Consider the following 12,612-nt stretch of genomic DNA (forward strand, 5'->3'; position numbering starts at 1 on the left):
GGAGTTTCGCATGTGCGGCGGCACCTAYYTTTTGTCTTGACACAAAAAGTAGGCAAAAAGTCAAGACTATCCAAACTCGCTGAACGCTCAGACAATGGATAGTCAAAGGGCGCACCTGGCAAAGCTATACCTAGAGTAGTTCCGTGTGAGTTTCCTAGCAATGCGTGCCAGTGGTATGTGTGGTCTGTGCTATAATGCTTATGCCTGCCAAATCTGTAGTGGCAGAAAGTCCCCCTTTGAAGGGGGTAGGGGGATGTTAATGGTATAGGAGGAAAAGCCGACGAAGCTAAACCTTTGAACCAGCAGCAGCAGGATTCCCCTCCTGGGAGAGGCTCTCTTTAAAGGGAGGGGTGGGTTAATCGTGCACGAAGTAGTAACGACGAAGCTATATCTTGGAACTGGCAGAGATTGACTCCCCCTCCTAATAACGGGAGGGCGCTTTTTTTACCACCCACGTCGTCATCGCCCTTTCCTGCTCCACCAGCACTGTCTTCAAGGGCTCCAGTCGCTCAGCCCCTAAACTCTTTTCCAATTCAGCAATCATCCCATCATCTGCCAGAAACCAGACCGGCCCGTGCGACATTCTGTAAAACCGGCCCTCGACCTGCTGCAGTTTTCCCTCCAGCCCGATCGTGGTACTGAAACGGGCGAAGAGCATACCACCCGGCTTTAGTACCCGCCAGAGCTCCTGCACGATGCCTTTGAAATGCTCCTCGCTTCTGGCAAAGTGTAACACGGCACTGCAGAGCACCACGTCAAATTTGTCCTCCGCAAATGGCAGCGCATCCAGATCCGCAACCACAAAGTTTCTGGCCGGCAGGGTAGGAGCCAGCTCTGATGCCAGCTCTCGCGTTTTCTCAATTGCTTCCGCCGAAATATCAGCTCCGTATACCTGCACCCCGGCTTGCATCATGTAGGTAATATTCCGACCTGCACCACAACCGGCGTCCAGTAAGTGCATGCCCTTCTGGATGCGGCCTTTCAGCAGTTGGTCAAACAGGTAGATGTCGATGTCGTCGAATTGGGCGCGGAGGGAAGTGAGGGGAAGGTGAAACATAGAAACTGTTGTTTAGACAAGGGAGCTGAAACGAGAGTGAGGCTGAAATTAAGCATGATTTTTCTATCCTTTCTGCTCTTTTTTTAAGAATATTGAACAGGATTTTACGAACGAATGAACTATGAATAATGCCACAGCAACTGAATCTGTGAAACGCTCTAATCTCTCTGTGAGCGAGTTTATCCAGAAATACGCTAATCATCCGACCTACATTCCGCCAACCGGACCTGAACTTAACGCCAAAAACTGGCAGAGCGAGGCGGCCCTGCGCATGTTCCTCAACAACCTCACCGACGAAGTGGCCGAGGACCCAAGCCGCCTTGTAGTATACGGTGGCATCGGGCAGGCGGCCCGCACCGTGGCGGATGCCCAGAAGATCATCGAGGTGCTGCTGACGCTGGAGGAGGACGAGAGTCTGCTGGTGCAGTCCGGAAAGCCGGTGGGCAAGGTGCGTACGCATGCTGAGGCGCCGCGTGTATTGATCGCCAATTCCAACCTGGTGCCGCATTGGGCTACGTGGGAGCATTTTAACGAACTGCGTGAGCGCGGCTTGATGATGTACGGTCAGATGACGGCCGGTAGCTGGATCTACATCGGTACACAGGGCATCTTGCAGGGTACTTACGAGACCTTCGCGGCCTGCGGCAGAATTCACTTTAACGATGACCTTCGCCACAAACTGCTCGTAACGGGCGGACTTGGCGGTATGGGCGGTGCGCAGCCATTGGCGGCCACCATTGCCGGTGCCACGTTCCTTGGTGTGGATGTCGACCCGGAGCGCATTAAAAAGCGTCTCGAAACCCGCTACATCGACAAGATGACTTACGACTACGAAGAGGCCAAACGCTGGGCGCTGGAAGCCAAAGAAAAAGGCGAGGCCATCTCCATAGGTTTGGTAGGCGACATTGGCGATGTGCTGGAGAAGCTGATTCAGGACAACATCACGCCGGAGATCCTCACTGACCAGACTTCTGCGCACGACCCGATCAACGGCTATGTACCAAATGGCCTGACGCTGGAGGAGGCGAAGGAGCTGCGTGAGCGTGATCCGAAGGAATACAAAGCCCGCTCCCTCAAAAGCATGGCCCGCCACGTGGGTTTCATGCTGGAGTTGCAGCGCCGCGGCAGCCGCACCTTCGACTATGGCAACAACCTGCGCGAGTTCGCGCAGCAGGGCGGTGAACCCAATGCCTTCAATATACCGGGTTTCGTGCCCGAGTATATGCGTCCGCTTTTCTGCGAAGGCAAAGGACCTTTCCGCTGGGCTGCCTTGTCAGGCGATCCAGAGGATATCCGCGTGACAGATGAAGCGCTGAAAGAACTCTTCCCGGAAAATACACACATGATCAAGTGGCTGGACGAAGCTGAGGAGAAAGTAGCTTTCCAGGGACTGCCTTGCCGCATCTGCTGGCTGGGTATGGGCGAGCGTGAGAAGGCCGGACTTATGTTCAACCAACTCGTGCGCGACGGCAAAGTGAAAGCTCCGATCGTGATCGGTCGCGACCACCTAGACTGCGGCTCTGTGGCCTCACCTTACCGTGAAACCGAGGGCATGCTTGACGGCTCTGACGCTGTGTCGGACTGGCCGCTGCTCAACCTGATGTCCAACACTGCAGGCGGTGCCACTTGGGTGTCGTTCCACCACGGTGGCGGTGTAGGTATAGGCTACTCCCAGCACGCCGGTATGGTGATTTTAGCTGACGGTACCGAGCGTGCTGATCGCTGCCTGAGCCGCGTGCTGCACAACGATCCGGCCATGGGTATCTTCCGACACGCCGATGCCGGCTACGAAACGGCACAGCAGAATGCCGAGAAATTTGGCCTGAAACTGTAAGCTGCTGCTTTCAAATAAGTATGGCTTTTTGTCATCACGGATGGTAGTAAGAAAAGCGGAATGATTGAATTAGCATTCCAGCTTTCTCACTGCCATTCGTAGTGACATTTACTTTGAAGAGCCGTTTACCCTTAACCAGCAATCTCAAAACTATGAAACAGGAACCTTCACATACCTTAATCGGTCCTTTCCGCCAGGTACTTACGATGGCTGATTTACCGGAAGCAGGGTCTATAGATGATGAACAGCTGCAGGTGCTCGAAAATGCAGGGGTGTTGGTGTATGATGGGTATATCGTATTGGTAGAGCAGTACGACAAACTGTTGAAAATTGCGCAGGAGAAGGGCTATAACTTGCAGAAAATTGCTGAGTCCATGGTGCTCATGCCCGGCCTGATCGACTCGCATACCCACATCTGCTTCGCCGGATCCCGTGCAAACGATTATGCCATGCGTGTGGCCGGAAAATCCTATCTGGAGATAGCCCGCAGCGGTGGCGGTATACTCGACAGTGTGCGCAAAACCCGTGAGGCAACCGTTGTAGAGCTTGTTGATCTGCTCAAAAAACGCTGCGACCGCCACTTGGCAGAAGGAGTGACCACCTGCGAGGTGAAGAGCGGCTATGGCCTGACTACCGAAGAAGAGCTCAAAATGCTGGAGGCGATACAGTTAGTTAACAAGCACCATGCCTTGGAGCTTATACCTACCTGTCTGGCCGCCCACATGCGTCCGCCTGAGCACACTGACTCTCGGCTATACCTGCAGGAAGTAGTGACCGAGCTTTTGCCACAGGTAAAAGAGCAGGGACTGGCCAACCGGGTGGATATTTTTATTGAAGACACCGCTTTCAACGAAGAGGACTCGCTGGAGTACCTACTGGCGGCACGCGAAATGGGATTTGACATAACCGTACACGCAGACCAGTTCAGTACCGGGGGTAGCCGCATTGCTGCCGAGGTTGGTGCATTAAGTGCTGACCACCTCGAGGCCAGTGGAGAGGAAGAGATCGCTCTGATGCAGGCTGCAGGTGTAGTGGCTACCGTGCTGCCCGGCGCTTCGCTGGGGCTGGGCATGCACTACGCTCCGGCCCGTAAAATGCTCGACGGCGGGCTTTGTCTGGCCATTGCCACTGACTGGAATCCAGGTTCTGCCCCATGGGTGATCTGCTGCTCCAGGCCGCTTTACTCGGCGCATCCGAAAAACTGACCTGTGCCGAGACATTGGCTGGCATTACGGTTCGTGCTGCAAAAGCCCTGAACCTGACAGACCGGGGAACAATTGAGAAAGGCAAATTAGCCGACCTGATCGCCTTCCCAACCGATAACTACAAGGAGATCCTGTACCAGCAAGGCAAACTGAAGCCAACGCAGATATGGAAGCTGGGTAAGGAAGTATAGCTGCTGCTTATTCCGCAAGTGTCAATTATCCCTGGTCAACAATTTAACAATTCAACCATCAACAATTTAACTCCATGTACAAACCCACAGCACCCGGCACCTGGAAAGGAAGAGTAGACGCTGCAGATGGTGAGGAAGGCAAGCGCTGGCATCAGGGAGTACAACTCCTCAACCTGAGTGATGAAGTCGAGTCTGCTTCTGCAGATCAGGCAATCGCTTTTGTTGGTTTTTCCTGCGACGAAGGGGTGCGGCGTAACCAGGGGAGAGAAGGTGCTGTAGCGGGGCCGGCCGCTCTGCGGCAGGCCATGGCGTCATTTGCCTGGCATCTGGAGGATGACACTGCTCTGTTTGATGCGGGTGATGTGTACTGCACCAACCAGAACCTGGAAGAAGCACAGAAACAGCTGGGCAAAAAGGTGCACGCCCTGCTTGCCCATACCTACAAAACCATTGTACTGGGCGGCGGGCACGAAACAGCCTATGGACATTATCTGGGTATAAAGCAGTTGCTGCCGCAGGATAAGCAGCTTGGTATCATCAACTTCGACGCTCACTTTGACCTGCGCAGCTATGAAAAACAACCCAGCTCGGGCTCACCTTTTCTGCAGATAGCCGACGACCTGCTGGCTGATGACCGGGAGTTCAATTACCTGTGCCTTGGTATACAGCAGTATGGCAATACCCAAAAGCTCTTCAACACAGCCAAAGACTATGGTGCTGATTACGTATTTGCACCCGCCATGCAGGTATACAACTATGAAGCCCTGCGGGAGAAATTGCAGCAATTCATAGCCATGATGGATGTGCTCTACGTGAGCATCGATCTGGATGTGTTTGCCGCGGCTTACGCACCGGGGGTGAGTGCTCCGGCTGCCTTGGGCATACATCCTGAAATAGCCTTGATCCTACTGCAGGAGATCATCAGTAGCGGCAAAATGCTGGCCTTGGATGTGGTGGAGCTGAACCCGGCACTGGATATTGATAACCGAACAGCAAAACTGGGCGCTTCCCTGCTTTACCACGTGGTACAGCAATGGAGTCAGGTATGATAGAGTTTGAGAGTTGAGGAGTTTAAGAAGTAAGAATTAGTGAAGGATTGCAAAGAGAATAAGTTTGCGTATATCTTTCCCTAATATTTTTCAAACTCCTCAACTCTCAAACTCCTCAACTTACCTCCCGATCTTAAACTTCGTCCAATAGGTCGTGTCAGGGGTTATTACTTCTACCTGGTAGGTATCAGGTCTTAGCTTGCCCAGGTCAAAGCGCCAGGAGGTTTCTTTTTTGGCTACACTGACAGGTTTCTTGTAGACTAGTCTACCAGCTTTGTTTTTAACTTCCAGCCGCGCGTTTTCAGTCAGCACCTGGTTGAAGTCCAGCACAAAGGTGCCTTTCTTAGTGGGGTTCAGAAATATGCCCGACAGTGTTTCCATGCGGGCAGTGGTGTCAGGCTTAGCAACTTTTAGTTGTTTCTGCTCTGCTGGTGGGAGCTGCGTTGAGCTCTCCTGCGCCATGGCGCTAAAACCAGCCAGTAGCACTGCACCGGCCAGCAAATACGTTTGTTTCATCTTCATAATTTATCTCCAGTACAGATTACGTATACGGCTGTATATGCATAATCTGAGCCAGATTTTATCAGGCTTATGATATTTCTAAAAAAATCAGTGCAATTTTTTTAGAAGGCTACCCGGTAGGCCACTACGCGGTTGTCATAAAAAGTAGGCACGTAAAGCAGACCCTGCTCTTCCGAATAGAAAATATCGGCGGTGTTGATCTTTTTGTTCTTGGTGTCAAGTATTTTCCAATTCCTTCCGTTGATATCGACATAGTAAATCTCGCCATTCCAGTTTGATACCAGGGTGCCATCTGTGCCCACCCGGGTTATACCATCTGCCGACGGAATCTTATCAGTCCAGTCTGTGAAGTCTTGCCGCTCGATATCCAGGAAGCGAACCTTGCCCGTGTTGTGGGAGGCCACAATCAGGCGGTTGTTGTCATATAGCAAGCCATTGGGGCGTTCACGCTTTGTGTCGAGCCACTGACTCACACGTCCGTTGCGGAACAGGTAGATGGTTCCCCGCTGAGAATCGGACACGTATACATTGCCGGCATTGTCAATCGTCACATCATTGAGCATCTGGGCTTTGTCAGCTTTGTGGCGTGCCAGTACGGCACCTGTCTGTGTGGCGATGGCAATGATCTCGTCCATATCTGCCACATAGAGTATGTTGTTGTGCAACGCCAGGCCTTTGGGATCGTTCAGGCCAGATACCCAGTACAACTGGTCCACATCGCCATTGGGGTTGAGGCGTGAGATGAAGCCATCGCCGTCCTTCCGGTCTTTGCTGACCTGGTTGATGTTGGAGACATAGAGTACATTGCGCTCACGGTCAAATACCACCGATTCCGGTGTGCGCAGGGTGTTGTCAGTGGCCCATGCCTCGGTCAGTGTCACTGGGGCTCTGGAGGAAAAGAGTCCGCCACTGCAGCCTTGCAGGATAAGTGCAGTCAGTATGAGAAGGCTTATTAAAGATAATGGTCGCATAGTAAGGTCTGTTGTTTTACCTTACTACGCGTTAGCGTCCTGCCTGTTTTAATCTGTCTCGAGCCCGAGCTTCTGCATAGTGCGCAAACGGGACACCTTACCAGTGGGTGTTTCAGAGAATGCAGGGCTGTAGTAAATGTCCTTCGGCATTTCAAACTTGCGCAAAATGCTTCGCATTTTATCCATTACCTGCTGCTCTTCCTCATCTGTGAGTTGTTTGCCTTCCAGCACCAGAATCACCTTTTCACCCAGCAGTTCGTCGGGCTGTGAGGCCACAAAGAAACGCGGCGCCTGTTCCAACTCCGCCAGGGCCTCTGACACGGCTACCTCCACCACTTCGGTCTGTACCTTCACACCACCTGTATTGATGGTATTGTCGGCGCGACCAATCCAGCGGAAGCGGGTAGGAGTCAGAATCTCCACTATGTCATTGGTCACCAGCGTTTCGTTTTCAGTCAGATCGGCCGTTATAGTGAGACAGCCCCGGTTGTCCTGCCCGATGGTAACTCCCTCAAGGGTTTCGTAATAATCGGCAGCATCGGGTCCGTTGAGTAGGCGCAGGGCAATGTGCGAGGCTGTTTCAGTCATGCCATACGTGTGGTATACCGGTACCTGCAGTTGCTGTAGCTCACGCTGCAGCGAAAAATTGACCGGGGCACCTCCCACCAGAATGGCCTTCATTTTGTCCAGTCGCTCTGTGGCACCATGGTTTTCCTGCAGAATGGTCTGCAGCTGCATAGGCACAAAAGAGGCGAAATGGTACACTTCGTCAGCAGGAGCCAGCGTAAGCGGATTTCCGACAGGCTCTACGATGGTCATTTGCATATCTGTCAGCAGCCCGCGCACCAGCATCATCATGCCGGCAATGTACTCTGTATTGAGGCACACGAGCATGCGCTCTTCGGCTTTCAGACCGAGCAACTTGACGGTGCGGCGTGCGCTGATCTCCATTTGCTGGCGCGAGAGAGTGATCAGCTTAGGCGTACCTGTAGAGCCGGAAGTGTGAATCGGAAATTCCTGCACTCCATTGAGCCAGTCACGGCAAAACTCGAGGGTTTTAGCTTCGTAGCCGTTGAGCGGTACGCTGTTGCGAAAAGAGTAGGCCGCTATCTCATCGTAATAGAACTTGTTACCGTTCAGGGTCAGGAACCTTTGCGTCATGGGGTGTCTCAGTGTTAGAAGCAAGGAATGCCTTTGGGCTGCCTCGCCGCATGTTCAATCGTTTTATTTGAGGAGCCTGGCAGGTAGAGCTTCAGCTCGTTTGTGTTGTTTGTACCATACGCAGCCAGGGTGCTGCCCGGCTATTCCCAATATTTTCTTCTTAGGTATAGCCGCCCAAAATTTTGCCCAAAATTACGACATTCAGGTATAAGACCTAAATAAGGCCAAGTATAATTTTGCTAAAGGCGCCCTTTGTACAGACACTAGCTCTTTTGTAGCCGGGTTTGTAAAGATAAAGTGCTCCTACTCTCCTCAGAAAGGATAGCAGGAGCTTATCGTAAATTGATTTCAGGCTGCCGGACGCCGACTCACTTCGATTTGGCAGTTTATGGAGGCGTCTACAATAGACAGGTTTGTCTCAAGGTCAATCTCAAAAGGCTTAATAAAGCACATCCCTTTCCGGTCGGCGTATCAGGTTGTCTACCGATAGACGGCCAGAGCCCAAAACCAGAAAGACTATGAGCAGGATCAGGACGATGAGAGATGACCAGAGTTCGGTATTTTCGGAGTAGAAGCCCGTTGCGGATTAATAAAGAACACAGCACCCAGCAGAATGGGAATCTGGAAGAGAATAGCGATGCGCGTGATCAGGCCCATGGCGATAAGCAGCCCGCCTACCAGGTGTGCGAAGGCCACGTAATGGGCCATCCCAAACGACACCCACTGAAACTGGCTGTTGCGCATGATGCTCTGCAGAGCTGCCGTATCCTGAATAAACATGACACCCTTCACGAATAAAAAGATACCCAGCGCCATGCGCACGAAGTCTACCCAAACCGGATGGTGTGCATCTGCCCAGTGCTCGATCCGGTGCATGTCTTGCGTTAAGTTCATGGCTGTAAAAATTAAGGTTTAAGAAATTGGTATACAATTATTTAAACGAATTATACAGCGAAACGGACAATCCAATAGGTGATATATCGTATGGGGGTGACTTTCGCAAGGGAGTAGTTGGAACCGGCATTTGCACCAATTCTGTCCAGAAATTAGGAGGCAGGGGATTACAAGCTCAAAAAGCTATACCTGTCCTTACCTTACAAAGCCTTCAGCAGCGCCTGCTTATAGGCGGCAAACTCTGCCGCGTTTGCTTTGCTGTCGGTGTAGATTTCCAGTATACCTGCACCGGCATTGGGGGCAAAAAATGCAGGAAGCGCCTGCTCTAATTCCTCTAGTGAAGCGCAGGCGGTATAGGCCAAACCGAAATCCTGCGCGGTACTGCGGGCGTCGAGTTGTTGCCTTGTCTCAAAGAACTCCTCCAGTTCAGGCTGTCTTCGCGGACCGTCGATCAGTCTGAAGATGCCGCCAGCGTGGTTGTTGATAATGACGATGCGCAGGTTGGCTGGCAGGTAGTTGTGCCAGAGTCCGTTGCGGTCGTAGAAGAAAGCCATGTCGCCGGTGAGCAGCATGGTGATACGCTTGCTGCTCAGGGCACAGCCGACGGTGGTACTGGTGCTGCCGTCGATGCCGCTGGTGCCGCGATTGGCGTACACCTGCACTTCCTGCTCTGACTGCAGGGCCAGTATGTTGGCATAGCGCACGGCCATGCTGTTGGCGAGGTGCAGATTGCTCTGCTGCGGCAGACTGTCAAGAACGCGGCTGATGGCAGTCAACTCACTGTAGGGAGCTGTTTTAGTAAAATCTTTCAGAAATTGGGTAGCCTTGCCCGCTATACCAGCCCATGATTTAATGTAGCCAGCGTCTTCGCGGGTGCTACCGGCCATACTGCGGAAAAAGCTGCCCGGGGTACAGCGGATGATCTTGGTTAGCGACTGAAAAGTATCGGCCACTTGTCCGGCCGGTTGTATGTGCCAATGTGCCTTTGGTTTGTATTGCCGCAGGTATAGCTTCAGACTTTTGGAGATGACCGACTTGCCAAAGGTGATGAGTAAATCCGGCTGCAGGGCCTGCATTTTCTCCGGATCAGGACAGGCCAGTACCGCATCGTGATGGCGCACTACGCCTGCCAATTGCTGCGTGTTGCTGATGATATCGCCTACCGCTACGGCACCTGTGGAGCTCATAAACGTCTGGAGGGCATGCAACAGCTTCGGATCCTGGTTTCCCTGGCCGGCTACGATTAGCACCCGCTTGAAATAAAGCAGCTCCTGCTCCAGTCTGAGGGCCTGCATCGGGTTGAGATCGAAGGCGTTGTGATCTTCCTCGATCACCTTCGCCTGCTCATCAAAAACTATTTTTTCACCTTCAGCCGGATAAAAGGGCTCCCGCAGCGGCACATTGATGTGCACCGGACCAGCGGGGAAGGCCACCGCTTCGTTCAGCGCCTCTGACACCATGCGCTCCGTGTGCCATACCGCATCCGGGTGCTCCAGGGCTACAGGAAAATCGAAACTGCGCTTGATGTGCTGTCCGTATACCTGCTGCTGCCGGATGGTCTGTCCGTCCAGCTGGTCGATCCACTCCGGCGGACGGTCAGCGGTAAGAACCAGCAGCGGCACCTGCAGAAAGAAAGCTTCCGCTACAGCGGGTGCATAGTTCAAGGCAGCCGTACCAGAGGTGCAGATCAACACAGTCGGTCTTCCTGTCGTCTGCGCCATACCCAAAGCAATAAAGGCAGCTGCCCGTTCATCACTCACCGTGCGCACCGTCAGTTTCGGGTGGCGGGCAAAGGCAATCGTGAGCGGCGCACAGCGCGATCCCGGCGACAGCACCACATTCTCCACCCCCTTGCGGGCACAAATCTCAGCTATATTGACAACGGGAGCTTTTATCATGATTTAGTGATTTAGTGATTGGTGTTTAAAAATCTGCCAGGATTTTAAACATCGTTTGGAGTTTGTGCTGTGTCTCATGCCATTCTTTTTCGGGGGAGGACTCCCCGGTGATGCCGGCTCCAGCGTAGAGTACGGCTTCGTTTTGTAATAGCTGCATGCAGCGGAGGTTCACGAACAGGTGTGTGCCGGCTTCACTGTTCACGGGCCCTAAAAAGCCGCTGTAATAGCTGCGGTCGTATCCTTCGTGATCCTGTATAAAACGCAAGGCTGGCTCTTTGGGCAGACCGCAGACGGCGGAGGTTGGGTGCAGCAGGCGCAGCATATCAGTTCCGAGGGTGGGGAAGTCCACTTCCTTCAAGTCTACCTTGAAATCGGTGCGCAGGTGCATCAGGTTGCCGGCTATCACCGTGCGCGGACCCACTTCGGTATATTCGCGTAGGCGCAGTTTTTTGAAACAGCTCAAAATGTAGCGCTCCACCATGCCCTGCTCTTCAATCTCCTTTTGCCGCCAGATGGCGTTGGCCGTGGAGCCGTCTTCGCAGAGGGGCTGTGTACCGGCCAATGCCACTGTTTTGAAAAACTGCTGCTGGTCGACGCTCACCAGTATTTCAGGAGAGGCACCCAGCCAGGTGCCCACACCAGGTATAGCCACCAGCGACACAAAGGCATTTGGATAGGCCGAAGCCATTTTCTCGAAGGCCTTATGCAGACTAAAAGCCTCAGGAAGGGAGGATGAACTGCTTCTTGAGAGCACGACCTTCTCCATCGCCTCCGCCCGGATCACATCCACGGCAAGGCTCACGGCTGCTTCAAAAGTTTCTTCGTTGCGGTCGGAGTGGCGGGGCGGACTGGCAGGTACAGGCCATTGCGCTGGCTGCCCGTTTTCAGCCCGAGTAAGTCCTTCTTTAAATAAATTCACCTGCGCAGCGGGTGCATCAGGGGCCGTGCGGAGCTGCTTGGAGAGCGAGCTGTAACTGATGTCGGCTTTCAGGAATATGTGGCTATGCGCACCCTCTGTCACAAATGGACAGAACAGAAAGCCGCCGGGCTAGGCTCCAGGTCAGGTATAGCAGGAGTAGTTTGCATGCCAAAAGAGATGCAGGCCTGCACTCGGTCTGTAAGGCAGGTCGCCATACCGGCAAGTACGCCTCGCTGCAGCGCGAGCGCCGCCGAGAGTACCTGTTCCAGGGTATAATGTTGCGTATTTTCCTCTCCCATACCAGCTGCCTGCTCCATCTTTTTATTTCTTATCGATTATGGCTAGGGTCATGCGGCTAAGGCATACCAGATCGCCAGCTTCAGAGGTGATTCTGATTTCCCATACCTGTGTGCTGCGGCCCTGGTGCAAGGCTTTGGCCTCACCGTATACCCACCCTTCGCGCACGCTGCGGATGTGGTTGGCATTTATCTCCAGTCCCACGCAGGCTTTCTGGCTAAGATCCACTGTAAGTGCGGCCCCGATGCTGCCCAGCGTTTCGGCCAAAGCCACAGAAGCGCCGCCGTGCAACAGACCCATCGGCTGGTGAGTGCGCTTGTCAACAGGCATCTTTGCGATCAGAACCCCATCCTTATAAGAGGTTAATTCGATGCCGAGGTGCTCCACCATCGTGTTTTTACTCCACTCTTGCAGCTTTTCTAACGTAGAATCCATTTTGTATAGGCTTTGAATGCTAACTTCGCATTCTCGTATCTGTAAAGAGGCAAAAGTAAGTCAATTTTGAGTATTAAGAAAATATACCTGATCCGCCACGGGCAGACCGATTTTAACCTGCAAGGCATTGTACAAGGCAGCGGCGTGGATGCGTCGCTCAACGAGCTGGGCCGCAGACA

At 53.0% G+C, this 12,612-nt stretch carries 14 protein-coding genes; 5 read left to right on the forward strand and 9 right to left on the reverse strand.

What is annotated here, in order from left to right:
* Positions 1 to 421 precede the first annotated feature (421 nt).
* Positions 422 to 1,057: a bifunctional 2-polyprenyl-6-hydroxyphenol methylase/3-demethylubiquinol 3-O-methyltransferase UbiG gene (locus O71_RS16835; protein ID WP_007659215.1), complete on the reverse strand. Its 636-nt coding sequence runs from the start codon at positions 1,055 to 1,057 to the stop codon at positions 422 to 424.
* Between the two features lie 121 nt (positions 1,058 to 1,178).
* Here O71_RS16835 and hutU point away from each other — a divergent pair, with 121 nt between their 5' ends.
* From hutU to hutG, 4 genes are all read left to right on the forward strand, one after another.
* Positions 1,179 to 2,891, forward strand: a complete 1,713-nt coding sequence (gene hutU / locus O71_RS16840; RefSeq protein WP_051017801.1) for a urocanate hydratase — start codon at positions 1,179 to 1,181, stop codon at positions 2,889 to 2,891.
* Between the two features lie 152 nt (positions 2,892 to 3,043).
* Entirely contained in the window at positions 3,044 to 4,096 is a 1,053-nt protein-coding gene (gene hutI / locus O71_RS16845) for an imidazolonepropionase (protein WP_369750978.1), read from the forward strand.
* On the forward strand, positions 4,045 to 4,287 hold the full coding sequence (locus O71_RS27490; protein ID WP_369750979.1) for an amidohydrolase family protein: 243 nt from the start codon (positions 4,045 to 4,047) through the stop codon (positions 4,285 to 4,287). The genes hutI and O71_RS27490 overlap by 52 nt, the downstream gene beginning before the upstream one ends.
* A gap of 74 nt (positions 4,288 to 4,361) precedes the next feature.
* Positions 4,362 to 5,336: a formimidoylglutamase gene (gene hutG, locus O71_RS16850; RefSeq protein WP_007659217.1), complete on the forward strand. Its 975-nt coding sequence runs from the start codon at positions 4,362 to 4,364 to the stop codon at positions 5,334 to 5,336.
* A gap of 120 nt (positions 5,337 to 5,456) precedes the next feature.
* Here the strand turns inward: hutG and O71_RS16855 are convergent, their stop codons facing one another.
* The 8 genes from O71_RS16855 to O71_RS16890 form a co-directional block, all read right to left on the reverse strand.
* The gene (locus O71_RS16855; protein ID WP_237717880.1) at positions 5,457 to 5,852 is read right to left on the reverse strand and encodes a hypothetical protein; all 396 of its coding nucleotides are present in this window, start codon (positions 5,850 to 5,852) and stop codon (positions 5,457 to 5,459) included.
* A gap of 107 nt (positions 5,853 to 5,959) precedes the next feature.
* Positions 5,960 to 6,829: an SMP-30/gluconolactonase/LRE family protein gene (locus tag O71_RS16860; RefSeq protein WP_007659219.1), complete on the reverse strand. Its 870-nt coding sequence runs from the start codon at positions 6,827 to 6,829 to the stop codon at positions 5,960 to 5,962.
* 48 nt (positions 6,830 to 6,877) lie between these two features.
* Positions 6,878 to 7,990, reverse strand: a complete 1,113-nt coding sequence (locus tag O71_RS16865; RefSeq protein WP_007659221.1) for an AMP-binding protein — start codon at positions 7,988 to 7,990, stop codon at positions 6,878 to 6,880.
* Positions 7,991 to 8,518: 528 nt separating this feature from the next.
* Complete coding sequence (locus O71_RS16870) at positions 8,519 to 8,884, reverse strand: DoxX family protein (RefSeq protein ID WP_007659227.1); 366 nt, start codon at positions 8,882 to 8,884, stop codon at positions 8,519 to 8,521.
* Between the two features lie 200 nt (positions 8,885 to 9,084).
* The gene (gene menD / locus O71_RS16875; RefSeq protein WP_007659229.1) at positions 9,085 to 10,782 is read right to left on the reverse strand and encodes a 2-succinyl-5-enolpyruvyl-6-hydroxy-3-cyclohexene-1-carboxylic-acid synthase; all 1,698 of its coding nucleotides are present in this window, start codon (positions 10,780 to 10,782) and stop codon (positions 9,085 to 9,087) included.
* Between the two features lie 25 nt (positions 10,783 to 10,807).
* Positions 10,808 to 11,803, reverse strand: coding sequence for an isochorismate synthase (locus O71_RS16880; RefSeq protein WP_007659232.1), 996 nt, complete (start codon positions 11,801 to 11,803; stop codon positions 10,808 to 10,810).
* Positions 11,800 to 12,018 carry a hypothetical protein gene (locus O71_RS16885; protein WP_007659234.1) on the reverse strand — a complete coding sequence of 73 codons (219 nt, stop codon included), beginning with the start codon at positions 12,016 to 12,018 and terminating at the stop codon, positions 11,800 to 11,802. The genes O71_RS16880 and O71_RS16885 overlap by 4 nt, the downstream gene beginning before the upstream one ends.
* Before the next feature lie 4 nt (positions 12,019 to 12,022).
* The gene (locus O71_RS16890; protein WP_007659235.1) at positions 12,023 to 12,433 is read right to left on the reverse strand and encodes a hotdog fold thioesterase; all 411 of its coding nucleotides are present in this window, start codon (positions 12,431 to 12,433) and stop codon (positions 12,023 to 12,025) included.
* Between the two features lie 66 nt (positions 12,434 to 12,499).
* On the opposite strand from O71_RS16890, the gene O71_RS16895 reads away from it, so the two are divergent.
* Positions 12,500 to 12,612, forward strand: a 113-nt coding sequence (locus tag O71_RS16895; protein ID WP_007659237.1) for a histidine phosphatase family protein, incomplete at its 3' end; no start/stop codon positions are given.

Source organism: Pontibacter sp. BAB1700 (genome assembly GCF_000277005.1).
GTDB classification, from domain to species: Bacteria; Bacteroidota; Bacteroidia; order Cytophagales; family Hymenobacteraceae; genus Pontibacter; species Pontibacter lucknowensis.